The organism is Rothia mucilaginosa (assembly GCF_964210535.1).
Lineage (GTDB): Bacteria > Actinomycetota > Actinomycetes > Actinomycetales > Micrococcaceae > Rothia > Rothia mucilaginosa_F.
On the sequence record NZ_CAXOMR010000010.1, the window covers coordinates 33,378 to 58,426 of the forward strand.

At 61.3% G+C, this 25,049-nt stretch carries 19 protein-coding genes; 1 reads left to right on the forward strand and 18 read right to left on the reverse strand.

Features of this window, described 5'->3' with window-relative positions; all coding sequences use genetic code 11:
* Nucleotides 1-3 precede the first annotated feature (3 nt).
* From AB8C10_RS04880 to dapB, 11 genes are all read right to left on the reverse strand, one after another.
* Nucleotides 4-1,884, reverse strand: a complete 1,881-nt coding sequence (locus AB8C10_RS04880) for a regulatory protein RecX (protein ID WP_368867030.1) — start codon at nucleotides 1,882-1,884, stop codon at nucleotides 4-6.
* A 206-nt stretch (nucleotides 1,885-2,090) separates the two neighbouring features.
* Nucleotides 2,091-3,194: a recombinase RecA gene (gene recA / locus AB8C10_RS04885; protein ID WP_070643892.1), complete on the reverse strand. Its 1,104-nt coding sequence runs from the start codon at nucleotides 3,192-3,194 to the stop codon at nucleotides 2,091-2,093.
* Between the two features lie 390 nt (nucleotides 3,195-3,584).
* The gene (locus AB8C10_RS04890) at nucleotides 3,585-3,806 is read right to left on the reverse strand and encodes a DUF3046 domain-containing protein (RefSeq protein WP_070832680.1); all 222 of its coding nucleotides are present in this window, start codon (nucleotides 3,804-3,806) and stop codon (nucleotides 3,585-3,587) included.
* A 169-nt stretch (nucleotides 3,807-3,975) separates the two neighbouring features.
* On the reverse strand, nucleotides 3,976-4,383 hold the full coding sequence (locus AB8C10_RS04895) for a helix-turn-helix domain-containing protein (RefSeq protein ID WP_005507109.1): 408 nt from the start codon (nucleotides 4,381-4,383) through the stop codon (nucleotides 3,976-3,978).
* A gap of 248 nt (nucleotides 4,384-4,631) precedes the next feature.
* The gene (locus AB8C10_RS04900) at nucleotides 4,632-5,222 is read right to left on the reverse strand and encodes a CinA family protein (protein WP_368867031.1); all 591 of its coding nucleotides are present in this window, start codon (nucleotides 5,220-5,222) and stop codon (nucleotides 4,632-4,634) included.
* A gap of 99 nt (nucleotides 5,223-5,321) precedes the next feature.
* Entirely contained in the window at nucleotides 5,322-5,969 is a 648-nt protein-coding gene (pgsA, locus tag AB8C10_RS04905; RefSeq protein WP_368867032.1) for a CDP-diacylglycerol--glycerol-3-phosphate 3-phosphatidyltransferase, read from the reverse strand.
* A gap of 212 nt (nucleotides 5,970-6,181) precedes the next feature.
* Nucleotides 6,182-9,364, reverse strand: coding sequence for an FtsK/SpoIIIE family DNA translocase (locus AB8C10_RS04910; RefSeq protein WP_368867033.1), 3,183 nt, complete (start codon nucleotides 9,362-9,364; stop codon nucleotides 6,182-6,184).
* 257 nt (nucleotides 9,365-9,621) lie between these two features.
* A complete protein-coding gene (locus AB8C10_RS04915) occupies nucleotides 9,622-11,337 on the reverse strand; it encodes a ribonuclease J (RefSeq protein WP_368867034.1) in 1,716 nt (571 codons plus the stop codon).
* Between the two features lie 383 nt (nucleotides 11,338-11,720).
* On the reverse strand, nucleotides 11,721-12,656 hold the full coding sequence (gene dapA / locus AB8C10_RS04920) for a 4-hydroxy-tetrahydrodipicolinate synthase (protein ID WP_368867035.1): 936 nt from the start codon (nucleotides 12,654-12,656) through the stop codon (nucleotides 11,721-11,723).
* Between the two features lie 194 nt (nucleotides 12,657-12,850).
* Nucleotides 12,851-13,513 (reverse strand): hypothetical protein, encoded by a 663-nt coding sequence (locus AB8C10_RS04925; protein WP_368867036.1) that lies wholly within the window; start codon nucleotides 13,511-13,513, stop codon nucleotides 12,851-12,853.
* 9 nt (nucleotides 13,514-13,522) lie between these two features.
* A complete protein-coding gene (gene dapB / locus AB8C10_RS04930; RefSeq protein WP_368867037.1) occupies nucleotides 13,523-14,293 on the reverse strand; it encodes a 4-hydroxy-tetrahydrodipicolinate reductase in 771 nt (256 codons plus the stop codon).
* A gap of 251 nt (nucleotides 14,294-14,544) precedes the next feature.
* Between dapB and AB8C10_RS04935 the strand changes: the two genes are divergently transcribed.
* Nucleotides 14,545-16,497 carry an acyltransferase family protein gene (locus AB8C10_RS04935; protein WP_368867038.1) on the forward strand — a complete coding sequence of 651 codons (1,953 nt, stop codon included), beginning with the start codon at nucleotides 14,545-14,547 and terminating at the stop codon, nucleotides 16,495-16,497.
* A gap of 192 nt (nucleotides 16,498-16,689) precedes the next feature.
* Here AB8C10_RS04935 and AB8C10_RS04940 read toward each other — a convergent pair whose 3' ends face one another.
* From AB8C10_RS04940 to AB8C10_RS04970, 7 genes are all read right to left on the reverse strand, one after another.
* Nucleotides 16,690-18,021, reverse strand: coding sequence for a M16 family metallopeptidase (locus tag AB8C10_RS04940; protein ID WP_049341706.1), 1,332 nt, complete (start codon nucleotides 18,019-18,021; stop codon nucleotides 16,690-16,692).
* Between the two features lie 200 nt (nucleotides 18,022-18,221).
* The gene (locus tag AB8C10_RS04945; RefSeq protein ID WP_368867039.1) at nucleotides 18,222-20,441 is read right to left on the reverse strand and encodes a polyribonucleotide nucleotidyltransferase; all 2,220 of its coding nucleotides are present in this window, start codon (nucleotides 20,439-20,441) and stop codon (nucleotides 18,222-18,224) included.
* A 380-nt stretch (nucleotides 20,442-20,821) separates the two neighbouring features.
* The gene (gene rpsO, locus AB8C10_RS04950; protein WP_005507098.1) at nucleotides 20,822-21,091 is read right to left on the reverse strand and encodes a 30S ribosomal protein S15; all 270 of its coding nucleotides are present in this window, start codon (nucleotides 21,089-21,091) and stop codon (nucleotides 20,822-20,824) included.
* 283 nt (nucleotides 21,092-21,374) lie between these two features.
* Nucleotides 21,375-22,790 (reverse strand): amino acid permease, encoded by a 1,416-nt coding sequence (locus AB8C10_RS04955; RefSeq protein ID WP_368867040.1) that lies wholly within the window; start codon nucleotides 22,788-22,790, stop codon nucleotides 21,375-21,377.
* Between the two features lie 252 nt (nucleotides 22,791-23,042).
* A complete protein-coding gene (locus tag AB8C10_RS04960) occupies nucleotides 23,043-23,381 on the reverse strand; it encodes a hypothetical protein (protein ID WP_049344379.1) in 339 nt (112 codons plus the stop codon).
* Nucleotides 23,382-23,614: 233 nt separating this feature from the next.
* A complete protein-coding gene (gene mtnN / locus AB8C10_RS04965; RefSeq protein ID WP_368867041.1) occupies nucleotides 23,615-24,508 on the reverse strand; it encodes a 5'-methylthioadenosine/S-adenosylhomocysteine nucleosidase in 894 nt (297 codons plus the stop codon).
* Complete coding sequence (locus tag AB8C10_RS04970) at nucleotides 24,508-24,966, reverse strand: S-ribosylhomocysteine lyase (RefSeq protein ID WP_005507905.1); 459 nt, start codon at nucleotides 24,964-24,966, stop codon at nucleotides 24,508-24,510. The genes mtnN and AB8C10_RS04970 overlap by 1 nt, the downstream gene beginning before the upstream one ends.
* Nucleotides 24,967-25,049 lie beyond the last annotated feature (83 nt).

The following is a 25,049-nucleotide window of genomic DNA, read 5'->3' on the forward strand; positions in this document are numbered from 1 at the left end:
GAACTACCAGAGCTCGTCCTCCGCACCGTAGACGGCGAGTTCCTCACGAATCACCGACATCGACACCGAGGAGGAGTACCCGCGGCGAGCCAGCATCCCCAGCAGTCGGCGAGTCACCCTATCCTTTTCGGCGCGGTCGCTCAGGTCCATGCCGGGGCGCAGCTTCTTACGCACCAGCTCGGCGGCGTCCTCACGTTCCTGCTCGTCGGTGCGCTGAGCCAGTGCATTCTCCGCTTCTTCACCGCGCACCCCGCGTTCAGCGAGCTCACGGCGTAGCGCGGCGCGGGAGAGCTTCTTGGTGCGGCTCTTCTGCGCCACAAATGTTTGGGCGTATTCGGCGTCGTCAATGAGTTTTGCAGCCTCGAATTTATCGAGCAGCGGCTCAATGAGCTCCGCGTCGAAGCCTTCTGCCTGCAGCTTCTTCCGCAGCTGACCTCGGGTTTTTGCCGAGTACGCCAGCTGGTTGTACACGATGGTTTTAGCGCGAGTGTAGGGGTCGGTCTCCTCGGCGGCGCGGGCGGCACGCACCTTCTGCTTCCAGGAGGGCACGTTGCTTTCCGGTTGCGAAGTGGTGTTTCCCCTCTGAGAGCTGCCCGACTGAGAACCGTGCGCTCGAGAACCGCCCTTTGGGGAACCAGTCGAAGCGGCGCGGCGCTTTCCGGTGCCGACACCCTGCGCCTCCTCCTCGGCGATACCGCGGATGAGTGCCTCTTCGGCGGGGGTGAGTTCTTCGTTCAAGGCGCTTCCCTCCCTAAATAGGTTGCTTCCCGAGCCGCGGCGCGTGGGGCTCTTGCGGGTTTCCTCGTCGTCACTGCGAGCCCCGAAGGCGGGCGCATAGGGCGAACGGCTCCGCATTTTCTCTTCCTGCGCCGCGCTCATGCGACGGAATCCGCGCTTATAGTCGGTGTTCTTGGAGGCTCGCGAAGGCTTGCGTTTCTTCTGCTTATCCCGCTGAGCGGCTTGCCTCTCAATCTCTTCCTTCTCTTCGGCGGTGAGCCCCGATCCGATGGATGCGGCACCGGCTCGACTCATGCGGCCTGCCGCCATGGGGCGCGGCTCGGCACCGCCGGGCATGAACGCACGCACGGGCGCTTCATCGATCGAGACGGCGGGCAGGTTCGGGTCAACGAGCAGGCTGCGGCGCGGCGATTCGCCGTCTTCCCCAGAACTGCCATCCTCAAAGTTGGAGGGCACAGCCTGCAGGGGTAGCTCAGGTACGCGGAACTCCCCCGCATAGTCGTTGCCGTTATCACGGGCGATGCTTTCTTCGACAAAACCGTGCGCGGCAGGGTGCCAGTCCGGAAACTCCTCTGCGGCTACCTGCTCCGCGGCCTTGTTCCGCGTCCATTTCTTGGGTGTAGGCTTTTCGGTCTGCCGCGCTTTCTGCGTGGGCTCTAGCTCAATAGGCGCGGGCTTCTCCGCTTCTGCGGGTGCCGCTTCGTCCGAGGGTACCCAGTACTCCCCCGCATAGTCAGGTTCCACAGAATACGGGGGTTCGTCCTCGTACGGAGGCTCCTCGGGGTAGGGCGGCTCATCCGAATACGAGGGTTCATCCGGGTACAGGGGCTCCACCGTCTGCGGCGCAGCGGGCGCGGGCTCCAGAACAGCGGGAGGCGTTTCCCAGTTGAGGGTGGGTTCCGCCAGAGGTGCGGGTGCCTCAAAACTGAGCGCCTCGAAGCCGCCTACCTCAACCGGAGGGGCAACAGGCTCAAAGGAAACAGGCGCTGAGAATACAGCGTCACCAAGAGCTGAGGATCCAAGCGCTGAGGAACCAAAGTGCGGTTCGGTCGCATCTAGCGCCGCGAAGCCCGCGTCGCCGTCACGCGCGCTATTTTGTTCGCGCTCTTTATGACCGTTCTGTTCCGTCATGCGCTGTTCCGTCATGTTCAGTTCCTCCTCTCCCCTGTGTCTGCTCGCTTGATGACCCGTGCGCCGAGCTGTACGGCGCTCCCCCATTGTAACGAGGCGTTGTCTCCGCACCCCCGATACGCCAGTTAACGCGCTCCCGTTAACGACAGATTGCCGTGCACCGTGCGGAATGCACAGCACACGGCAATCAGTCGTGGCATTACAAAGCCTTATATGAGGGCTTAGAACTCCTCAGCCAGCTCGTCCAGCGGGTCATTACCCTCGGACTCGGCGGCTGCCTGCTCGTCAGCTTCTTCCTCAATGATGCCCAGCTTCACCAGAACCTTGTACTGCAGTTCCTCGGTGAGCTCGGGGTTGTCCTTGAGCAGCTTACGAACGTTCTCGCGGCCCTGGCCCAGCTGCTCACCGTCGTAGGTGAACCATGCGCCGGACTTCTTGACGATGTCATTCTCCACCGCCAGGTCAAGGATGCCACCCTCAACGGAGATGCCCTCACCGTAGAGGATGTCGAACTCAGCCTGCTTGAAGGGCGGAGCCATCTTGTTCTTCACAACCTTGGCGCGGGTGCGGTTACCAATCGGGTTAGCGCCGTCCTTGAGGGTCTCAATGCGGCGAATGTCGATACGGACCGAAGCGTAGAACTTCAGCGCCTTACCACCGGTGGTGGTTTCGGGGGAGCCGAAGAAGACACCAATCTTCTCACGCAGCTGGTTGATGAAGATTGCGGTGGTGCCGGTTGCGGAGAGGCGGCCGGTAATCTTACGCAGAGCCTGGCTCATGAGGCGAGCCTGCAGACCCACGTGGGAGTCACCCATATCGCCTTCAATTTCGGCGCGGGGTACCAGTGCTGCCACGGAGTCGACGACCACGATATCAACGGCGCCGGAACCAACCAGCATGTCCATGATTTCCAGTGCCTGCTCGCCGGTGTCGGGCTGAGAAACCAGCAGCTGGTCGATGTCCACGCCCAGCTTTGCCGCGTAAATCGGGTCCAGTGCGTGCTCGGCGTCGATGAACGCTGCCACGCCGCCTGCCTTCTGAACGTTCGCTACCGCGTGCAGTGCGACGGTGGTCTTACCGGAGGACTCGGGACCGTAAATCTCGATAACGCGGCCGCGGGGCAGACCGCCAATGCCCAGAGCGGCATCCAGGGCGATAGCGCCGGTGGAGATAACCTCGGTCTTGGTGGTTTCCTTATCACCCAGGCGCATGACTGCACCCTTGCCGTAGTTCTTGTCGATCTGTGCCATCACGGCTTCAAGTGCCTTGGCGCGACCCTCTTCGGGAACGCGAGCTACGCTCTGAGACTTGGTGTTCTTAGCCACGGTAGTACCTCGTTCTTTGTGTTGTCAGTGGTTGACGGGAGTAATGTTTCTTCGGAATCGGTGGGACTCGTAATCGAGACCTTGAAGGTTGTGGCCTACCGGTTCCTTCTGAGACTACTCTAGGGTCACAGCCTGACAGGATAAGGCCATTTTTTAAAATCTGTGGAAAACTCTGAAGATTTTTCCGAAAAATTCCTGATGTGGAAAAGTCTAGCACGAATCGAACAAAATTACGACCTAGTTTCGAATGAATCGGATAGGGTTTCGGCATATATTTTCGAAAAACCCCGAAATTCCGGCTGATTATTCGAAAATACCGCCCGCGCGAGCGCTAGCACTCGAACACATAGGATGCCCCGCCCCTACGGTAGGCAATGCCACCCACGCTACTTAGCGCAGCGGCTCCTTATCCGGGCCCAGGCGGCGCTCCTGCGGAATCTCCTGCTCATCACAAATCGCAAGCCACACATCCTTCGGATTAACGCCCTGGTCCAGCGCCTCCGCAGCGGTCACATGGCCCAGCGCACCCAGCACCAAGTCGCGCGCCAGCACCGGCGCATACCCGGCACCGAACTCATACTCCATGCACGCCCAAAATTCGCTCAGCTTCACAAGCGCTCCTTCCGTTTCACCGCTAGTTCGCTTCATAATTCGTCACATCGCCCCAGAACTAGTCCAGAGTAAACCCGAGAATAGACCCGAGAATAAGCGATGCCGCACACCCACCTTACGGGGATGCACGGCATCGCTTTACGTTTAGCGCGGCATCAGCCGCCTCGCATTACTTCGAGAGAATGTAGTAATCGCTCTTGTACTGCTCAGACATTTCAGCCGGAACAGTATCCGGAATCTGAACGCCCTCGAGAACCGCCATACGGTCGGCAACCTCACGCAGCATCTGGGACATCGGAATGTCCAGAGCCTGGCAAATCCATGCCAGCAGTTCGGAGGAAGCTTCCTTCTGACCGCGCTCAACTTCGCTCAGGTAACCGAGGGAAACACGGGCACGCTGGGAAACCTCACGCAAGGTGCGGCCCTGACGCTGACGAACATCGCGAAGAACCTCACCGATTGCCTGTCGCAGGGGAACAACCTTAGCTTCCTCAACGACCGGGGCGACCTGTCGGGGGGTCTCCTCGATTTCCTTCCACTTAGTAATGCCATTAATCGATACGCGCTGCTTAGCCATGAGCTTCTATATCACTTTCCTGAGTAGGTATTCCCGACCTGCGGGACTGTACAGAGTTAAGCCTAACTGATTTTTGAGGCGCGGGCTAGGAGTCTCGCCATTTTCGTCCTCTTCTTACGGCTTGTATCTATTCAAACAGGCGAACCTATGCCTTTATTCCTGCGGAGCTGAGAGAACCCTGTGAATATATTTGAACCGTAAAATTTCTTCTCAGATAGGTACCGCACAGCCGGTCCACCCCCGGCACGCTACGCCAACTCGTTCTCCAGCACACCACCGGCACCGCCGCGCACCGCACGCGCCAGCAGAGCAATCGCATCCGCGCTCGCCGCCGCACGAATCTGCGCGCGGTCCCCCGAATAGTGACGCTCAAACACCTCAGAACCTTGCGGCGAGCGAACCCCAATATAGACCGTACCCACCGGCTGACCATCCGCAGGGTCGGGACCGGCAACACCCGTGGTCGACACCGCATAATCGGCACCGCACACACGCGCCGCACCAACAGCCATCTGCACCGCCACCGCAGGATGCACCGCACCCTCACGCGCCAGCAGCTGAGCGTCCACGCCCAGCACCTGAGCCTTCACCTCGTAGGCATAGGAAATCACGCCGCCACGGTAATACGCGGATGCACCCGGCACCGTACAAATCGCGCCGCCCACATCCCCGCCGGTCAGCGACTCAGCCGTCGCCACCTGCACGGGGCCCTCCTGGGAGGCACGCTGCCGCACCGCATCACGCAGTAGCAGCGCCGCCGCCTCCGGGGTGCCGGAGAAAACCTCAGCGGTCGAAAGCTCAAGGGACAGAGCATCTTCAAGTACGAGGGGAACCATCATTCTCTCCTTTCAGCGGCGCACCGCCGCCCAAACCTCACGCGGCACACAACGCACCGCAGGTACAGCGAAGGGGAGCAGCACACGCCACTCCCCTCGCCTCTACTTACCGCCGCCCTGGGAGGCCTGAGCCTGCAACCAGTTACGACGCAAAATATACGCATCACGCACATACACCAGGCCGGTCCACACGGTAATCGCGGTGACCGCACCCATCAGAACCCAACCCGGAATCAGCCAACCGATACCCAGCTGACCCAGCGGCAGAAGCATCAGCACCAGCGCCACCGTCTGCAACACAGTCTTAATCTTGCCGCCCTTACTAGCCGCCATCACGCCGTACTTGATGACGAACAGGCGCATGATCGTAATGCCCCACTCACGCAGCAGAATCACAATCGTGACCCACCACCACAGCTCACCCAGCGCTGACAGCACAATAAATGCCGCGCCGGTGAGGAACTTATCGGCAATCGGGTCAGCAATCTTACCGAAGCTCGTAATCAGGTTCCGCGAGCGCGCCAGGTAGCCGTCCGCCCAGTCCGTGAGCATGGCAAGAATGAAAATAATCCATGCGAGCCAGCGGTGCGTTGGATCAGCGGCACCAAAGGTACCGCCCGCGACCAGGGCAACGATGAAGAAAGGAACCGCAATAATACGCAGAACCGTCAACACATTCGGCACGTTCCAGTTTGAAGGCTTCGCTGTGCTGACCGCACCGGCGGGTGCGGAATTGCGAGCTTCACTCATATCGGCTCCTTACGGGTAGATGGCTTTCGACGGTGAGAGACCGCGTACGCACCGACACCTAATCGTATCGGGGGTACGCAAACACCCCGTACCGTCCATTATACGTGTGCCGTAGCAGACATCACGGGGACGATACGGGGTGCATGTCGCGCGCACTCAGCCGAATGGACTCAACCGGGTGGACTCAGCCGAATGGACAGGGCGCTGAAGGGCTAGCGGCCGGTCAGCTGCCAGGCGTCCTCCGAACCCTCATCATCGGGCTCATCGAAGTAATCGGTGACCGGTTCGCCAGGGTCAACCGCATTCGCGTACGGGTCAGCCGACGGAGGCTCCTCACCGCGAATACGAGCCAGGGTAGCCTGCAGGTCATCCGGGCGGACCAGCACCTCACGTGCCTTCGAACCCTCCGAGGGGCCCACCACACCCTGCGACTCCAGCAGATCCATAATGCGGCCAGCCTTCGCGAAGCCCATGCGCAGCTTACGCTGCAGCATCGAGGTCGAACCGAACTGGGTCGTAATCACAATCTCCGCCGCCTGCAACAAATCGTCGAGGTCATCGCCGATTTCCTCGTCAATCTGCTTCTTCGCGGCAGACACCATCACGTCCTCACGGTAGATGGTCGGCGCCTGCTTCTTCACGTGCTCAACCACGGCGTGAATCTCAGATTCAGACACCCACGCGCCTTGAACACGCATCGGCTTCGAAGCACCCATCGGCAGGAAGAGCGCGTCACCCTGGCCAATCAGCTTCTCAGCGCCGGGCTGATCCAGCACCACGCGAGAGTCAGTAACCGAGGAAGTCGCAAACGCCATACGGGACGGAACGTTCGCCTTAATCAGACCGGTCACCACATCCACCGACGGACGCTGGGTCGCCAGCACCAGGTGAATACCCGCCGCACGCGCCAGCTGCGTAATACGAACAATCGCCTCTTCCACGTCACGCGGAGCGACCATCATCAGGTCGGCGAGCTCGTCCACAATCACCAGCAGGTACGGGTACTCGTGCACCGTGCGCTTGCTACCGGGTTCGGGCTGAACCTTACCCTCACGTACCGCCTTGTTGAAGTCGTCCACGTGCTTGTAGCCATAGTGGGCGAGGTCATCGTAGCGGGCGTCCATCTCACGAACCACCCACTGCAGAGCCTCAGCAGCCTTCTTCGGGTTCGTGATGATGGGCGTAATCAGGTGCGGAATACCCTCGTACGCGGTCAGCTCCACGCGCTTGGGGTCTACCATCACCAGACGCACCTGGTCGGGGGTTGCGCGCATCAGAATCGAGGTAATCATCGAGTTCACGAACGAAGACTTACCCGCACCGGTCGCACCGGCGACCAGCATGTGCGGCATCTTCGCGAGGTTCGCCAGCACGAAGCCGCCCTCAACGTCCTTACCCACACCCATAACCATCGGGTGGTGGTTCGCGTGAGCCTGCGGGGAACGCAGCACGTCACCCAGGGCAACGGTCTCACGGTCCGTATTCGGAATCTCAATACCGATTGCGGACTTACCCGGAATCGGAGACAGAATACGAACGTCAGGGCTCGCCACAGCGTACGCAATGTTCTTGCTCAGCGCGGTCACACGCTCCACCTTCGTGGCGGGACCCAGCTCAATCTCGTAACGGGTCACGGTCGGGCCGCGCGAGAAGCCGGTGACCTGCGCATCCACCTTGAACTGCTCTAGCACGTTCGTCAGAGCCTCAACCACGTGCTCGTTGACCTCGGAGGATTCCTTCGCGGGAGGGCCGGAAACCAGCATCTCCTCCGAGGGCAGCACGTACGCGCCGCGGGAAGACTGCACAACCTGCTCGCCGCGAGCCTGCTCGGTGGTCGCCACCTGAGTATTGTTCTGCAGCGGGCGGGATGCGCCAGCCTCAGGCGCTCGCGAAGCCGCGGGAGCCGCATTCTTCGGGTGCGCACCCGGCGAGTGCATGCGGGTCGGAATCGGAGGCTGAGCCGCAGGAGCCTGAGCGGTAGGAGCCGGGGCGGCGGGCTGGTTCACTACCTGGTGAGGCTTGGTCTGCGGTGCCGCGTCCTCAGCGGTGCCGAAGCCGTCGTATGCCTCAACGTCAAAGAGGGGCTCTTCACCCGGGATACGGTTCACGCGGCCATTCGCCACGGCGGCGCGCTGCACCTGATCGAGGCGGGCGGCGGGCGCATCCGACGCCTCAACGTCGAAGAGGTCCGGGCTACTCGAATAAGCACTGTTCTGCGCGGAAGTACCCTGCGCAGATGTGCTCTGCGCGGCCGGTGCCTGGTTGAGGCGACCGGGCAGACGGGACAGGCGGTTCGGCTTAGCCGCCGGACGCGCCTGCTGAGCGGATCCCTGCGCAGAATCCTGTGCAGAGTCCTCCTGCTGTACCGGCATCTGCGTGGTCTCCGGGTGAGTCTCATCCACCACGGCACTCACGAATGCTTCATCACCGGCGTACTCGTCCAGGGAAGAATCGGTCGGCGCAGTGGGAGCAAAGCCCAACCAGCCGCGCAGACGCGAGAACAGGCCACCAGACTTCTTAGCCGGGCGTGCCGGCTTCTCATCGTCACCGTACAGGTAGCTGCGGTCGTGCTCCTCAGCGTTCAGGTCCACGGTCTGAGTCGCATCCGAAGGGCTGTCCTTCAGGGAGGTTCGGGTCGTACCATTGGGCTTCTCGCCCAGAGCCAGACCGACCAGGTGCAGGGTACGCGGCACCACCTGACGAATCGGAGTGTTCGTCAAAACCATCAGACCGGCAATACCCAGTAGCAGGTGAATCAGAATCTCAACGAACGCAATATGGCCGCTCACCCGCACGATGGGGGTGCCCAGCAGCACGCCAGCCACACCGCCACCGGCCCAGACGGCGTCAAAACCATCCGCGAAGGTCGGGTGACCCGCATGGCGCGCAAAGAACAGGGAGGTCGCCATCAGCATGATGAAGGACCCCACCGCTACGCGGTTATTACGTTTAATCAGGTCGGGCCCACGGAAAATGCACCACGCCATGATGAGGCAGAACACCGGGACCAGCAGGGCGCCCTGACCGAAAATACCGCCCAGCATGGTGTGCCAGGCGTCCAGGGGCGCACGCAACAAACCGAGGGAGGTGTGGGCACGCCAGTTGTACCACTCCACTCCGGCGCTGATCAGGCCGAACAGCAGGATGGTGAGCGCGCCGCCGTCACGGCGGTCTTCGGGCGCAAGGTCGGTGCGCACCGCGCCGATGGAGCGGAAGAGCCCACCGATAGCGTGAGCGATGCTCAGCCAGACGGAGGAGATAGCGCCCGCTACAGGGTTCGCCGCATTGGCACCGCGCTGGGCACCGCCTCGGGAGGTGGTGCGCTTGCGGGTGGTCTTCTTAGTATTTGCTTTAGTAGAGGTCGTGTTACGACCCTTCGTGGTCCGTGGAGCCATACCTTTTAGGGTATCAACCTTCCCGTTAATGTACCGATTCTTTCGTTATCAGTGAGCTAAAAAGTGTGCCCCGCCCGGTGCCTATAGAGGCATTGATAGGGCACTGACGAGACGCTTCTCCCCTACTGCGTTCGCGCTTACGCAGCTTTTCGCGTAGCTTTCACTCATGCGTTCCGCAGATACACAGCAGGCGGGGCCGACACGAACGTATCGACCCCGCCTTCAGCTGTGCCAGGCAATTAGCCTCGCGCAGAGTATTAGTTCTTCGCAGCCTTCGAGGTATTCTCAACAACCACGGGAACAATCATGGGCTTGCGGCGCAGACGGCGAGAAATCCAGGCACCGATGGTGCGGCGCACAATCTGCTGCAGCTGCTGCACGGTGTGCACCTTCTCGGGTGCGCGGTGCAGAGCATCCTCCAGGGCGGCGGTAATCTTCGGAACAATCTCGTCAAAGACCGAGTCGTCCTCAGCGATACCGCGAGCGTGAATATCCGGGCCGGTCACCACGCGCTTGGTTGCGCGGTCAATGACGGTCACGATGGACACGAAGCCCTCTTCACCCAGGATGCGGCGGTCCTTCAGGTCGCTCTCGGTGACCTCACCGACGGAGCGGCCGTCCACGTACAGGTACTCGCAGGGAACCTCGCCCACCACGGACGCCACGCCATCACGCAGATCCACAACGGTGCCGGACTCGCAGAGCAGCACGTTCTTCTTCGGAACGCCGGTCTCCATCGCCAGGTCACCGCTAGCAATCAGGTGGCGAACCTCGCCGTGAACAGGCATAACATTCTTCGGCTTGAGGATGTTGTAGCAGTACAGCAGCTCGCCCGCGGCAGCGTGACCGGACACGTGAACCTTCGCGTTACCCTTGTGCACCACGTTAGCTCCCAGCTTCATGAGGGCGTTAATGATGCGGAAGACGCTGGTCTCGTTACCGGGAATCAGCGAGGATGCGAGCACAACGGTGTCGCCGGGCTCAATCTGAATCTTGTGGTCGCCATTCGCCATGCGCGACAGTGCCGCCATCGGCTCGCCCTGCGAACCGGTGCACATCATCACGATCTGGTCGGGGCGGTAGTCGTCAACCTTCTTCAGATCCACCAGCACGTTAGCGGGAACCTTCAGGTAGCCCAGCTTCTCAGCAATGGTCATGTTGCGCACCATGGAGCGGCCCACGAGCACGACCTTGCGGCCACGCTCGGCGGCTGCGTCCAGAACTTGCTGCACGCGGTGAACGTGGGAGGAGAAGGACGCCACAATGATGCGGCCGCGGGCGTCACGGAAGACGTTCGACAGTACCGGACCGATGTGCTTCTCGGTCGGGGTGAAGCCCGGAACCTCAGCGTTGGTGGAGTCCGGCAGGAACAGGTCCACGCCTTCCTCGCCCAGGCGGGAGAAGTGGCGCAGGTCGGTCAGACGACCGTCCAAGGGCAGCTGGTCCATCTTGAAGTCACCGGTGTGCAGAACCTTGCCAGCCTTGGTGCGGATGTAAACAGCCAGCGCATCCGGAATCGAGTGGTTCACAGCAACGAACTCGCACTCGAACGGACCGAAACGCTCCACCTGGTGCTCCTTCACCGCGAGGGTGTAGGGCTTGATGCGGTGCTCGGCGAGCTTCGCCTCGACCAGCGCCAGGGTCAGCTCGGAGCCAACCAGGGGGATGTCGGGGCGGCGGCGCAGCAGGTAAGGAACCGCGCCGATGTGGTCCTCGTGGCCGTGGGTCAGCACCATGGCGACCACGTCGTCCAGACGGTCGACAATGTAGCTGAAGTCGGGCAGGATCAGGTCCACGCCGGGCTGGGACTCTTCGGGGAAGAGCACGCCACAGTCAACAATCAGCAGCTTGCCGTTGATTTCGTACACGGTCATGTTACGACCGACTTCGCCCAGGCCGCCCAGGGGCACCACGCGGAGGGTGTCCTTCTTCAGGCGGGGAGGCAGGGGAAGATTCGCTTCAAAGACGCTCATCGTGTGTCTCCTCTTTCTTCTATGTTTTCTTGTGATGTCTGTGATTCGTAGGCGACGCTTCGTACCGCGTGCACTCCAGCTGGCTTTCTTGTGCCGAGGCGGTGGTGCTGCCGGTGCGTCCAAATCACCGAAAGTATTCAAAAGTATGCGGGGCGTAGTGCTCGGGTGCCTCTGACTAATGTGGGCCCCTGTCTGAGTGGGAGCCGCTTCATGTGGCGGTAAACCGCGGCAATACGCCAGAGCGGACCCCTCACCTAGTGTTAGGTGTGGAGTCCGCGTCCGTTGGCTACATCACGTGCCCCGAAAGCGGGGCGTAGGGTAGCCGAATTCCTCTATATATACGCTTCCCCGCGCTATTGAGTGCGCCGGGTCTGCGTCAAAGTTTAGGAGTTCTTGAGGGTGTGAGCGATGCTCGAGGAGAGCAGGTCAGCTCGCATAGCCTGTGCCACCTCCGGTTCGGAGAGTACGTGCGGCAGGCGAACGACGGGCTCATCCAGCACACCCTGCCAGGAAAGAATTTCCTTGGCGGCAACGCAACCGGGCGCACGGCCCATGGTTGCGCGGACAATCGGAGTCAGTTCCAGGTGAAGACGCTGCGCCTCCACCAAATCCTGTGCAACGACAGCATCAATCAGGGCACGGAAGAGTGCGGGTGCCACGTGTGCGGTCACCGAAACGAGGCCGACGGCACCCATTGCCATCCAGGGAAGGGTCAGTCCGTCGTCGCCGCTGTAGTAGTGCAGGTCGGTGGTTGCCATGACCTCGGTTGCGGCACCGAAGTCTGCCTTGGCGTCTTTCACCGCTACAATACTATCAATTTCTGCAAGGCGACGGTAGGTTTCGGGTGCGATGGGGATGCCCGCACGACCCGGAATATCGTAAAGCATGACGGGGGTCTCAGTTGCTTGAGCAACGGTCGCAAAATGGGCGTAGACACCCGGCTGAGTCGGCTTGTTGTAGTACGGGGTCACGACCAGCAGGCCGTCCACACCAATCTTTTCGGCACGGTGCGCCAGCTCAATAGTATGCGCCGTATCGTTTGAACCAACACCGGCAATGATCTTCGCGCGAGAGCCGACGGTATCCTTCACAATCTGGAAGACGCGCTCGTTCTCGTCATCGGTCATGGTGGAGTATTCGCCGGTGGTACCGCAGACTACCAGGCCGTCGTGGCCGTTCTCCACAAGGTAGTTCGCCAGGTCTACAACCTGCTTTTCGTCAACGGAGCCGTCCTTCGCGAAGGGGGTCACCATTGCGGTCAGGAGGCGACCAAAGACGGGTTCAACAAAAGTACCGGGGTTCGAAAGGTTCTCAGACATATGTCCAGAGTACGCCCGAAATGCAGATTTTTGCTATAGAACGCATAAGTTATCATGCATGTTCTACTATTCGGACTCTTCCAAACCCACGGTACTTCCGCGAGAGCCTATGAAACCGGGCACACAGCCTCGGCGTTATCAACCTCATACCGAAACTAAATGCGGTACCTGCTACGGGCCGCCAAGGACAGCGCCTACCGCATACCCTTCGCGGCACCGCCCGAACGCAACGCCCACGCGTTACGCATCGCCGCACGGGCACGCTTGCGCTCGCCACCGGCATCATACATGCACGCCAGGTTGAACCACGCCTTCCAGTTCTCAGGCTCCTGCTCCACCGCCGCAGCGAAGCTCTCAAACTCCACCGCTGCCGCCTCACGGTCCACCTTACCGCTCGGGGTGCGAGGCAGGGTATCCTCCGCCAGCTCGCCCGAAGCCGCCAGCTCCTGAGCCATACGCTGAATACGAGCACCAAAAAGCACCTCACGCACCAGCGCCCAGGCCCCCAGAATCGGCAGCAGAATCATACCCGCGCCGAGCACCATGCCAGCCACCGAACCGGAGGTCAGCATCACAAAGCCCTGCTGCGCAATATGCACCAGGTACAGCGCCAACAGTGCGCAGGTCAGCGCCGCGAAAGTCTTACCCCAGCCGCCTGCATCCACCGTCACGAAGACGGCACTAAAAATCAGCACGCCCAGAATAGAGGCACGCGCCGTCAGCGGCAGCGGAAGAATCAGCACGGTCAGAACCATCAGCACGCATGCGCAGACGGTCCACAGGCGCAGCGACGTCCACCAGGGGCCGCGGGCCTCAGAGGGTACCTGCGAGTTCTCGGGTGAAGTCTGTTCAGACATAACGCTCCCCTACGACAAATCCATGTAGGCGTCCAAGCCCACGCTCAAACCCGGATGCGCGGCAACCTCACGCACACCCAGCAGCACGCCGGGCATGAAGGAGGCACGGTCAAAGGAATCGTGACGAATCACCAACTGCTGACCGGGGTCACCCAGCAGAATCTCCTGATGCGCCACCATGCCGCGCAGACGCACCGCGTGCACGTGAATATCGTCAATCACGGCGCCGCGCGACCCCAAAGGGTCGGAGGTGGTGGCGTCCGGGCTTGCACCCACTCCAGCCTCCGCGCGGGCGGTGGCAATCTTGCGGGCGGTATGCACGGCGGTGCCGGAGGGGGCATCCACCTTATTCGGGTGGTGAATCTCAATAATCTCTACCGACTCAAAGTAGCGTGCAGCCTTCGCCGCGAATTCGGTTGCCAGGATTGAACCAATCGCGAAGTTCGGGGCGATGAGCACGCCCACCTCGGGGTGCTCAGCCAGTAGCTCGCGCAGGGAGTCCAGGCGCTCGGGAGTCCAACCGGTCGTACCAACCACCGCGTGCATACCGTGCTCCACCGCGAAGCGCACGTTCGATTCGCTGGATTCGGGGACGGTCAGGTCAATCACAATCTCGGCGCCAGCGTCGACCAGCTCCTGCAGGTCGTCGCCGCGGCCCAGTGCCGCCACCAGGTCCATGTCTGCGGAGGTGTTGACGGCGCGCACCGCCTCGGAACCCATGCGGCCCGCGGCACCGAGTACCGCTACCTTCCAGATTTTTTCGTCACCCTCGCGGGCCATCTTCTCTCCTCCGTAACTTATGAGCACCCCGACGATGGGGCAGACGCTGCGACGTACAGCCTCTATTATCCCCGTGCGGGCGCGGCGCACGCCATCGCACACACGCTATGAGATACACTGCGGAACCTCAGCGCATAAAAAGCGAAGTAATCTGACCGTCATACAAGCCGTTTAATACGTTATCTAAAGTTAGCAACCATATAATTAGGAAGTATTTCTATAATTTCCATCCTACGGAGTGCTTTGACAGTATGAAGTCCCTCTTTACCACCTCCGTGCGTCCAGATGAGGCTAACCGGCGTTATATTCTGCCGGGTCTGGACGGCCTGCGAGCAATCGCTGTGCTCCTCGTGATGGTGTACCATTTCTGGCCCACCGTACTACCCGGCGGCATGATTGGCGTGGATATCTTCTTCGTCATCTCCGGCTTCCTGATTACCTCCCTGCTTCTGCGGGAGGGTGCGCTCACCGGCAAGATTGCCCTGGGCAGCTTCTGGATTCGCCGTGCCCGCCGTCTGCTTCCCGCCATTACCCTGCTGATTCTGGTCCTCGGCCCGGTCAGCCTGCTCATTGGCGGCGATATTCAGGTGAACCTGGGCCGTCAGCTTGCCGGTGCGGCGACCTTCTCGTCCAACTGGATTTCCATTTTTGCCGGTAACGACTACTTCGCACAGACCTCCCCGGAGCTCTTCACGAACTTCTGGTCGCTGGCGGTGGAAGAACAGTTCTACGTGGTGTGGCCGTTGCTGATTGTTGCTGCTGGCCTGCTGCTGCGCCGCCGCTGGCGTCGTTTTAGCGTGGTTATGGTGCTGGGCATTATTGCGTCGCTGAGCGTTGCTACCGCTCTTCTGATGTCCGGCGCACCCATCAGCCGCGTCTACTACGGCACCGACACTCACCTCTACGGTCTGCTCCTCGGCGCCCTGCTGGCGTTCGCGCGCCCCTGGTCGCTGTACCCGCCGCTGCAGCAGTCCGTGCTGTACCGCGTGGCTCAGCCCTTCGGCCTGGTCGCGTTCGCCCGCGTCATGATTAGCTGGTTGTCCCTGTTCGCGCTGATTCCCTACGCGATCCTGGTTCCCGAATCGGCACCCGGCGCGATTCCCTGGGGTCTGTTCGGCGCCTCCCTGCTGGCACTGGGCGTGATTCAGGGTATGCTTCCCGACATGCTTGCTGGCGCCTCCGAGATGCTGCGCCGCCTGCTGAACTTCGCGCCCCTGCGCTGGGTGGGCGAACGCTCCTACGGCCTGTACCTGTGGCACTGGCCGCTCGCCGTGGTCATGCATTACCTGCTGGGTGCGGACCGCTCCCCGCTGGTGAACGTGGGTGTTCTGGTGGCAACCTTCGCAATTGCGGAGATGTCGTACCGCTGGGTTGAGACCCCGATTCGCCGCTACGGTTTCCGCGGTAGCGCTAACCGTGTGGTGGCGGCTTTCCACTCCTCGCGCACTAAGTTCCTGCCGGTTTCGGTGGCTCTTGCCGCTGTCGTGGCGGCTGCTTCGACCGGCCTGGCGGTACACACCGCTCCGGCGATGACCACCGCCCAGCAGTCCGTTGAGGACGGCAAGCGTGCCGCCGCTGAGCGCCTGAAGGCGCGCCAGGAGGCGCAGGCGGCGAGCGCATCAGCAAACCCGAGTGCGTCGGCTGCGGGCAAGGACGCGAAGGCTTCGGCAAGCCCCTCGGCTTCTAAGGCTGCTGCAGGTTCGGTGGATTCTTCGAAGGTGACCATTGTGGGTGACTCCATCGTGGTGGCGGTTTCCCCCGAGTTGTACGACAAGATGCCCGAAGCATCCATCGACGCGGCGGAAGCGCGCACCATCGCCAAGGCTCTGCCGATTATTAAGTCCATGGGCGCCAACGGCCAGATCCGTAAGACCTTCGTGCTGTCGGTGACCGCGAACTCGACCATTCTGGACGGTCAGCTCGACGAGGTTCTGGCGGCTATGCCCGCCGATTCTAAGCTGGTGCTGGTCACCGGTTACGGCCCGCGCAACCTGACCTGGATTGACTACTCAAACGGTAAGATTCGCGAGTTCGCGGCGCAGCATTCTGATCGCGTGATTATTGCGGATTGGAACTCTACGATCCGCCAGGCTCTGCAGACTCAGAGCGGTCTGCTCTCCTCCGATGGTGTTCACCCGGAGGCCGCCGGTCAGGAACTCTACGCACAGGTTCTGATGGAAGCTATTGCCAAGGCGCAGAAATAATAACGCGCAGAAGTAACGCGCTGGGGTAGCTCTCAGCGGTAGCTTTTCGGGTTCTGCCGCTCGTGCTGAGCGTCAAGAGCATCAGCGGCAGACAGCCAGTAAGCGCTACTTCAGACAAAGAAAATGCCCGTTCTCTCCCCTCGTTGATGGGGTATGGGAACGGGCATTTTTGTGCTTCAGGAGCGTTGAGGGTTAGCGCACGATGGTGGTAATCATCTGCTGCTCACCCAGGTACGCCGCCAGGTCGCGGACCTCTTCCAGGGAGACCGCACGGATCTTCTCCAGCAGCTCATCGGTGCTGGTGAACAGTCCAGAGTCCAGCTCGGCGCGGCCCAGGCGGGACATGCGTGAGCCCGAATCTTCGCTACCGAGCACGGTGGAGCCGGCCAGCTGGCCGCGGACCTTCGTCAGCTCCTCCTCGGTAATACCGGCGGTGGCGAGCTTATCGAACTCGTAGCCCATGACCTCGCGCACCTGCTCAGTCTTGGCGGGCAGGCAGCCCGCATACATGCCGAAGTAGCCGGCATCCGAGTACGCACCGGAGAACGCGAACGTGCTGTAGGCGAGGCCGCGCTTCTCACGAATCTCCTGGAACAGGCGCGAAGACATGCCCGCGCCGAACGCGCTGGTCAGCACGCTCATCGCGTAGCGGCGGTCGTCGCCGGCGATAATGCTCGGGCAGCCCATCACAATGTTGGTCTGTTCAAAGCCCTTCTCCACCTCACGCAGCTCGCTCAGCGGCACAATACCGCTGTCGGTACGCACGCGGCGCGGTGCCGGTGCCACCCCCTCCTGCAGATTCCAGCCGTAGCGGGTCAGCGCCTCCAGCACGAGGCGGACCATGGTGCTGTGCTCCAGCGAACCTGCCGCAGAAATCACCAGGCGGTCCGGGGTGTAGTAGCGCTTGTAGTGCTCCCACACGGCGTCACGCGGCACCTCGGTAATCTCCTGCGGGGTACCGCCAATGGGGCGGCCCAGCGGGTTATCGCCCATGAGCTGCTCCACGAAGTTCTCGAAGGCAACGTCGGTCGGGTCGTCCTGGTCCATGGCGATCTCTTCGAGAATCACGCCGCGTTCCTGCTCCAGGTGAGCCGGGTCCAGCAGGGCATTGGTGACCATGTCGGTGATAACGTCCACCGCCATGGGTGCGTCATCGTCGAGCACACGCGCGTAGTAGCAGGTGTGCTCCTTAGCGGTCAGGGCGTTAGATTCGCCGCCTACAGCGTCGAAGGAGGATGCAATGTCCAGGGCGGTACGGGTGCCGGTGCCCTTGAACAGCAGGTGCTCCAGGAAGTGGGTGGAGCCAAGCATGCCGGGGGCCTCGTCGCGGGAGCCGACTCCCACCCAGAAGCCGATGGATACGCCGCGAGTACCGGGCATTTTTTCGGTAATCACGCGCACGCCGCCGGGCAGGATGGAGCGGCGCACCTCGTTACCGCCCACACCCTCGTAGATGAGGCGGCCGTGCTCGTAGTTGAGCTCTTCGGCGATTGCCTCAAGCTCGACGGGCAGGGAAATAGACATAGAGAGAAGAAACCTTTCAACAGGTACGTCTGAAGGTAAGCATTCCCGCCCCACTGCCTGTAGGCAGTCCCACAGTTGGTGGGGTGGGTGAGCATCAAAAGATGCATGCAAGCACAGCGAAGGGGCGCCCGGTGCATCCGGCGGGGAATGAACCGCACCGGGTGCGCCGAACGCCCCTCATCACTTAGCGGGGGTTACGACTACTCGTCGTCGCCACCCTCAACGACCGGTGCCAGCGAGAGCTTGCCGCGGTCATCAATCTTGGTGATCTCCACCTGGACCTTCTGGCCCACGGAGACAACGTCCTCAGCGTCAACAACGCGCTTGCCGCCGTTGAGCTTACGCATCTCGGAGATGTGCAGCAGGCCGTCCTTACCGGGGGTCAGGGAGATGAACGCACCGAAGTCGGTCACCTTCACCACGGTACCCAGGTAGCGTTCGCCAACCTCGGGAACCTGCGGGTTAGCGATAGCGTTCACTGCCGCACGAGCAGCCTCGGCGGAGGGGCCGTCAGCTGCGCCAATGTACACGGTGCCGTCGTCCTCAATGGAGATGTCTGCGCCGGTGTCTTCCTGAATCTGGTTGATCATCTTACCCTTGGGGCCGATAACCTCACCGATCTTGGCGACCGGGATCTTCACGGAAATAATGCGCGGTGCGAACTCGCTCATCTCATCCGGTGCGTCAATCGCGCTGACGAGCACCTCGAGGATGTGCAGGCGAGCCTCACGTGCCTGGGTCAGTGCGCCAGCAAGCACGGATGCGGGGATACCGTCGAGCTTGGTGTCAAGCTGGATAGCGGTCACGAACTCGGAGGTACCTGCCACCTTGAAGTCCATATCGCCCAGTGCGTCTTCTGCACCGAGGATGTCGGTCAGGGCTGCGTAGCGGGTCTCGCCGTCAACCTCGTCAGAGACCAGGCCCATTGCGATACCTGCAACGGGTGCGCGCAGCGGCACACCGGCGTTCAGCAGGGACAGGGTCGATGCGCAGACCGAACCCATGGAGGTCGAGCCGTTGGAGCCCAGAGCCTCAGAGACCTGACGGATTGCGTAGGGGAACTCTTCGCGGGAGGGCAGCACCGGAGTGATTGCGCGCTCTGCGAGTGCGCCGTGGCCGATTTCGCGGCGCTTGGGCGAGCCCACGCGGCCGGTCTCACCGGTGGAGTACGGCGGGAAGTTGTAGTGGTGGATGTAACGCTTGGACTTGAGCGGGTGCAGGGAGTCCAGCTGCTGTTCCATCTTGAGCATGTTCAGGGTGGTGATACCCATAATCTGGGTCTCGCCACGCTCGAAGAGGGAGGAGCCGTGCACGCGGGGCAGGATTTCAACCTCAGCGGTGAGCTGGCGGATGTCGGTCAGGCCGCGGCCGTCGATGCGCACCTGCTCGGTGAGGATGCGCTGGCGAACCACATGCTTGGTCAGTGCCGCGAATGCTACGGAGACCTCGTTGGCGCGCTCTTCGAATTCCTTGCCTTCGCCGGTGAGAGCTTCCATGAGCTCGTCCTGCAGCTCAGCTGCTGCGGCTTCGCGCTCCTGCTTGCCAGCGATGGAGTACACCTCTGCCAGGCGGTCTGCTGCGAATGCCTCAACTGCTGCGTCGACGTCTTCGCCGTGGCCGCCGAAGAAGGGCAGTTCCAGGGCGGGCTTGCCTGCGCGAGCCACCAGGTCAGCCTGCGCCTTGCACAGTGCTGCGATGAAGGGCTTAGCTGCTTCCAGGCCCTCTGCGACGATCTCTTCGGTGGGAGCGGTCTGGCCGTCTTCCTTAATGAGCTTCCAGGAGTTGTCGGTTGCTTCTGCCTCAACCATCATGATGGCGACGTCTTCGGTACCGTCAGCCTTGGTGACGATACGACCTGCAACAGCCATGTCGAACACAGCGTTTTCCAACTGGGAGTACTTGGGGAAGCAGACCCACTGGCCGTCAATCAGTGCCATGCGCACGCCACCGATGGGGCCGTTGAACGGCGCACCGGACAGGGAGGTCGATGCGGATGCAGCGTTGATCGCGAAGGTGTTGTAGATTTCGTCCGGGTTGTAGGTCAGGACGGTCACGACGACCTGCACCTCGTTGCGGATGCCCTTGGTGAAGGCGGGGCGCAGCGGGCGGTCAATCAGGCGGGCTGCCAAAATCGCCTCGGTGCTGGGGCGGCCTTCGCGGCGGAAGTAGGATGCCGGGATCTTGCCGGCGGCGTACATGCGCTCTTCCACGTCCACGGTCAGCGGGAAGAAGTCGAAGCCCTCGCGGGGAGACTTGCCGACCACGGTTGCGGAGAGCAGGGTGGTCTCGTCATCGATGGTGACGAGCACCGAGCCGTTAGCCTGCTTGGCGAGACGGCCGGTTTCAAAGCGCACGTGGCGCTTTCCGTGAATGCCGTTGTCGATTTCGACTTCAGCAAACTTGATTTCGGGACCTTCCACGGTTCCTTCTTTCTTCTTGGTAGGCCGTACGGCGCACGAGTCGGCCTTCGATAGGAAACCACGGCACCGCTCCCCTACGTATGCCCGATTTTTATCGGCGAGGTTGTGGGGTGGTGTTGTTCCGTAATTCGCTACCGAGGACCGCGGCGTGTGTGCCGGCACGGCCTGTGTTCTTTCTTTCAGGTGGGACGGCATCTTCTCACGTAGCTTTGAATTCCAGTTTGGAATCTAGCCAGCGGAAGATGCGCCCCTCAACGCGGCAGTACGGACGCGCTGGCGCTACCCGCCTCCGAAATGGAGGGCTGGTAGTGCTGACAGCACGTCCGCACACACCGCCTAAAGGCGATTAATCACCACAAAAGCGTCAAGACGCTCCTGTTTTATCGGCGCAGGCCCAGGCGCTCGATCAGCGAACGGTAACGCTCGATGTCGACGCTCTTCAGGTAGCCGAGCATGTTGCGGCGACGACCAACGAGGATCATCAGACCACGACGGGAGTGGTGATCGTGCTTGTGGAACTTCAGGTGCTCGGTCAGGTCGGCGATACGACGAGACAGAACTGCAATCTGAACCTCGGGCGAACCGGTGTCGCCCTCGTGGGTTGCGTATTCCTTGATGATTGCCTGCTTGACAGCGGGATCCAGTGCCACTTTTTAACTCCTAGAGTTAGTACCGCATACGTCCCGTACGGACGGTTGCCGCCGGGTGGTGGGCTTACGCCCTGTAATACACGTCGTCTACTGCGGACTGCAGACGCGTTCTTCCCATTCTACGCTACCGGGACGCTTTCGTGGAAGGGTGAGCAGAAGCCCGGCGGCAGGTAGCTCATCACACTACCGGTCGCCGGGCTTCACAGCCGGTTTCTCACATCGGTTTCTTACACCGGGTTTTCGCACCAGCTCTACGTTTATTCGGTATTCATGCTTCTGCTCCCTATGCTTCTGCTGCTTCAGCGCGAGCGCGCACCACCACGAGGCGGTAGTAGCCCAGCAGGAACAGGCACCAGATTGCCCCCATCACCAGCGCCAGCTGGGTGTCCGCGAAGCAGCCGAAGAGCACCACGATAAAGACCATGAACGCCAACGCCATGTAGCTCAGCCACAGGGGCTGGTGTACCGGCTGCGCCTCGGTATCGGCGCCGCTACGCTTGAAGGCAATGTGCGCCAGCAGAATCATGACCCACACGAATACGGTCGCGAAGGTTGCCAGGGAGGCGACCACCTCGAACGCGTTCTCGAAGAGCACGTTCACAATCACGCCGACCGCCATAACCAGCACCATGATGAGGGTGGTCATCCAGGGCGCACCATTCTTCGTAACCTTCGCAAAGGAAGCCGGCGCCAGGTTCTGCTTCGCCAGGCCGTACATCATGCGGCCGGCACCGTACACATCCGCGTTCAGCGCAGAGATGGCGGCGGTAATGATGACCACGTTCAGAATCGAAGCGGCAGCCGGAATGCCCAGTCCCTCAAAGATCTGCACGAACGGCGAGTTCGCCTTGGTCACCGAGTACCAGGGGTACAGGGACATGATGACCGACAGGGTCAGAATGTAGAAGATGAGGATGCGCAACGGCACCGTGCGAATCGCCTTGGGAATCGAGGTGCGCGGGTCCTTCGCCTCACCGGCGGCAATACCGATGTTCTCAATACCGCCGAAGGCAAACATCACCACGGTAAAGCAAGCGAGGAAGCCGGTAAATCCGTTTGCGAAGAAGCCGCCCTCAAGAGCCCAGAGGTTCGTAACCGAGGGCGCCACGGAGTCGTGCGCCTGCACACCCACGAAGAGCAGAACCACGCCGCCAACGATCATGGCGATAATGGCGCTGACCTTCACGAGGGTAAACCAGAATTCGGTTTCGCCGAACGCCTTGACCTTCGCCAGGTTAATGGCGAGCAGAATCAGCAGAACCGAGACGATCCAAATCCAGGAGGGGCTGTTCGGGAACCAGAACTTCATGTACACGGCAAAGGCGGTGACGTCCGCGATGGCGACCAGCGCCATTTCCAGGGCGTAGGTCCAGCCGGTCACAAAACCCGCCCAGCGTCCAAGGTAGCGGGTGGCGTATTCGGAGAACGCTCCGGAGACCGGGTGCGCCAGGGCGAGTTCGCCCATTGCGCGCATCACCATGAACACTGCCGCGCCGCCAATAACGTAGGCAAGCAGCACGGAGGGGCCCGCCAGCTGAATGGCGGATGCCGAACCGTAGAACAGGCCGGTGCCGATGGCGGAGCCGAGGGCGATGAACATGATGTGACGCAGGGAGAGTCCACGCGCTAACTGCGGGCTCTCGGAGGTAGCCTCAGCTACGCCCTGCTGTACCGGGGATGAGTCCGGAGTGGTATTCATCTTCTTCTTTTCCTTTACCTCGTGGGGTGTACCCGCCGGTGGCGGGGAAACTTATCGAGCGGTGCCGCAGCTCAGCAGGTGACTGAGAGCGGTACCGGTTGATTCACTCCCCATCGAGTGATGGGGCGTTGCGCAGAAAGTGTTGCCTTCGCGCGTCGCCCCGGCGCATCCCCACCCAACCGGTACGGTGGGAGGGAACGCAAAAGACGGCGGGAAGGCAACGTTGCCTTTCCGCCGTCTTTTCGTCAAAGACTACTTCTGTCGCTTACGTCCAATGACGATAGAGCACAGAGCGGTTGCAGCAGTCACGGTGTAGACTGCAGGCCACGCGCCAAGCTTCTTGGCGAGCGGATGAGCGGCGCCGAACGCGCCGAGGTAGACAGCGGTGAGGAAGGTGGCACGGCCTGCGCCAGCCTTACGCTTCCAATTCTTGTAAGCCACGGCACCGCACAGTGCCAGGATAGCGCCACCGAGCGGGCGGATGCCGGTGCTAGATGCAACCTTGTAGCCACCGAGCAGACCGGTGACGGAGGCGAGAGTCGGGCAGAACTTCACGACGTACTCCTCTGTGAGATCGGACAGTTTCCTCATTCATAGTACTCCACGACACACAGAATGTATATTCACCACGGTTAATATTTCTGCGTTTCTTACGGACCGGGTACATCAAAGTGCCTAATCAGAAAAAGACTGGGGTACAAAAACCAGTACAAAAAGACCGGCATAAAAGGACCGGGGCGCAAAGAGCGGGGCGCAAACCCGTCAGGTTCACGCCCCGGCACTTGCCGCATGCGAGCTCACTTCGTGCCGCATGCTCTAGAACTTTAGAGAGCCAGCTCCAGCGCCTCCAGCTGCGCTTCGGTCCACAGCTCAGCAGCCAGCTGCAGCGCGTAACGAGCCGAACGAGGAGCCACCACATCCACGGAGAGGTGGAAGTCCTGGTCAGCCTCTGGGCCGCACAGATCAGACACGCAACGCACCCCGATAAACGGAATCTCATAGTTGTGGCAGACCTGAGCAATAGCGGTGGTCTCCATGTCGGTGCTGATGGCGCCCTCGAACGCCTCGCGGGTGTCCTTCACGTTGTGGGCGGTTACGAAGGAGTTACCCGCCAGCATCTGGCCGCGGCGCACCTCCCACGCGTTCTCAGCTTGCTCACGCACCGGCTCCAGCGCGGCGAGCGCATGCTCCAGGGCATCCTGCCACTCGTCCACCTGACCGTCGTAGCTTTCGGGCATGCCCGGAACCTGGCCGCGCGCGTAACCGAACGCGGTCGCGTCGGCGTCAGTGTAGGTGTAGTTCTCGCCAATCAGCACGTCACCCACGTTGATGCCGCGAGCCAAACCTCCGGCGGTACCTGCGCTAATGACGCCCAGGCAGTTCGAGGAGTAGCTGATCGCCTCGGTGACGGCGCTCGCTGCGTTCACCAGACCAATCTTGGAGCGAACCAGCAGCAGCGGAACCTGGTCCTCGCCCACCTGCAGGTAGCGCGGGTGGAATACTGCGGTGCCCTCGGTGAAGGAGGGTTGCAGCTCCTCGGTGACCTTCAGGAAGGGTGCAAGCTCCTCATCCATAGCCACCTGAATGATGATGGCGTTAGACATGCCGTCCATCAGCTCAAACATGCTGTTGAATGCCTCAGCCGGGTCGAAAGCGTTCGGGTCAAAGTCCACCGGGTTGAAGGCGGATGCGAAAGCGTCAGGGATCTGTGCGCTCATTACGCCATCACCTGCGCCCATTCATCGCGTGCCGCGAGGAACTCGCGAGCCGCAGCCTGCGCGCCTTCGAGGGTGTGGTTGGCACCCCAACCGCACTGAACCTCGTTCGCTGCCGGAACCTCGGTCGCGTTGAGGATATCGTTGAGGGTTGCTTCCAGGATGGGGAAGAAATCCTCGGGCTCCAGGCCCAGGGTCAGCGCGTAGAAACCGGTCTGGCAACCCATCGGGGAGAAGTCAATCAGACGGTCGGTGTGGTTGCGCATGTGCTCGGCGCTCAGGTGCTCGATGGAGTGCACGGTCGGCATTTCCAGGTGCGCGGTGTTCGGCTGGGTGAAGCGGATATCGTACTTGATGAGGGTGTCGCCACCGGGCAGGACCTTGCGGTCTGCGATACGCACGTAGGGTGCTGCTACGGCGCGGTGGTCGAGGTTGAAGGATTCGACGTTCATTTTTTCCATGACTCTATCTTCTCTTAAAACAGGGGCGACTAAAACAGGGGTGCCTCGCGGGAGGCGCAGAACGTCAAGGCGTGTGGCGCAGG

What these genes read in the sequence shown, in the direction of transcription:
- AB8C10_RS04880 (WP_368867030.1), bottom strand. Translation starts at nt 1,884, where the DNA reads ATGACGGAACAGCGCATGACGGAACAGAACGGTCATAAAGAGCGCGAA.
- dapB (WP_368867037.1), bottom strand. Translation starts at nt 14,293, where the DNA reads ATGGCCCGCGAGGGTGACGAAAAAATCTGGAAGGTAGCGGTACTCGGT.
- AB8C10_RS04895 (WP_005507109.1), bottom strand. Translation starts at nt 4,383, where the DNA reads ATGGCTAAGCAGCGCGTATCGATTAATGGCATTACTAAGTGGAAGGAA.
- AB8C10_RS04935 (WP_368867038.1), top strand. Translation starts at nt 14,545, where the DNA reads ATGAAGTCCCTCTTTACCACCTCCGTGCGTCCAGATGAGGCTAACCGG.
- AB8C10_RS04960 (WP_049344379.1), bottom strand. Translation starts at nt 23,381, where the DNA reads ATGAGGAAACTGTCCGATCTCACAGAGGAGTACGTCGTGAAGTTCTGC.
- AB8C10_RS04940 (WP_049341706.1), bottom strand. Translation starts at nt 18,021, where the DNA reads ATGTCTATTTCCCTGCCCGTCGAGCTTGAGGCAATCGCCGAAGAGCTC.
- AB8C10_RS04915 (WP_368867034.1), bottom strand. Translation starts at nt 11,337, where the DNA reads ATGAGCGTCTTTGAAGCGAATCTTCCCCTGCCTCCCCGCCTGAAGAAG.
- pgsA (WP_368867032.1), bottom strand. Translation starts at nt 5,969, where the DNA reads ATGAGTGAAGCTCGCAATTCCGCACCCGCCGGTGCGGTCAGCACAGCG.
- AB8C10_RS04955 (WP_368867040.1), bottom strand. Translation starts at nt 22,790, where the DNA reads ATGAATACCACTCCGGACTCATCCCCGGTACAGCAGGGCGTAGCTGAG.
- AB8C10_RS04910 (WP_368867033.1), bottom strand. Translation starts at nt 9,364, where the DNA reads ATGGCTCCACGGACCACGAAGGGTCGTAACACGACCTCTACTAAAGCA.
- AB8C10_RS04925 (WP_368867036.1), bottom strand. Translation starts at nt 13,513, where the DNA reads ATGTCTGAACAGACTTCACCCGAGAACTCGCAGGTACCCTCTGAGGCC.
- mtnN (WP_368867041.1), bottom strand. Translation starts at nt 24,508, where the DNA reads ATGAGCGCACAGATCCCTGACGCTTTCGCATCCGCCTTCAACCCGGTG.
- dapA (WP_368867035.1), bottom strand. Translation starts at nt 12,656, where the DNA reads ATGTCTGAGAACCTTTCGAACCCCGGTACTTTTGTTGAACCCGTCTTT.
- AB8C10_RS04970 (WP_005507905.1), bottom strand. Translation starts at nt 24,966, where the DNA reads ATGGAAAAAATGAACGTCGAATCCTTCAACCTCGACCACCGCGCCGTA.
- AB8C10_RS04900 (WP_368867031.1), bottom strand. Translation starts at nt 5,222, where the DNA reads ATGATGGTTCCCCTCGTACTTGAAGATGCTCTGTCCCTTGAGCTTTCG.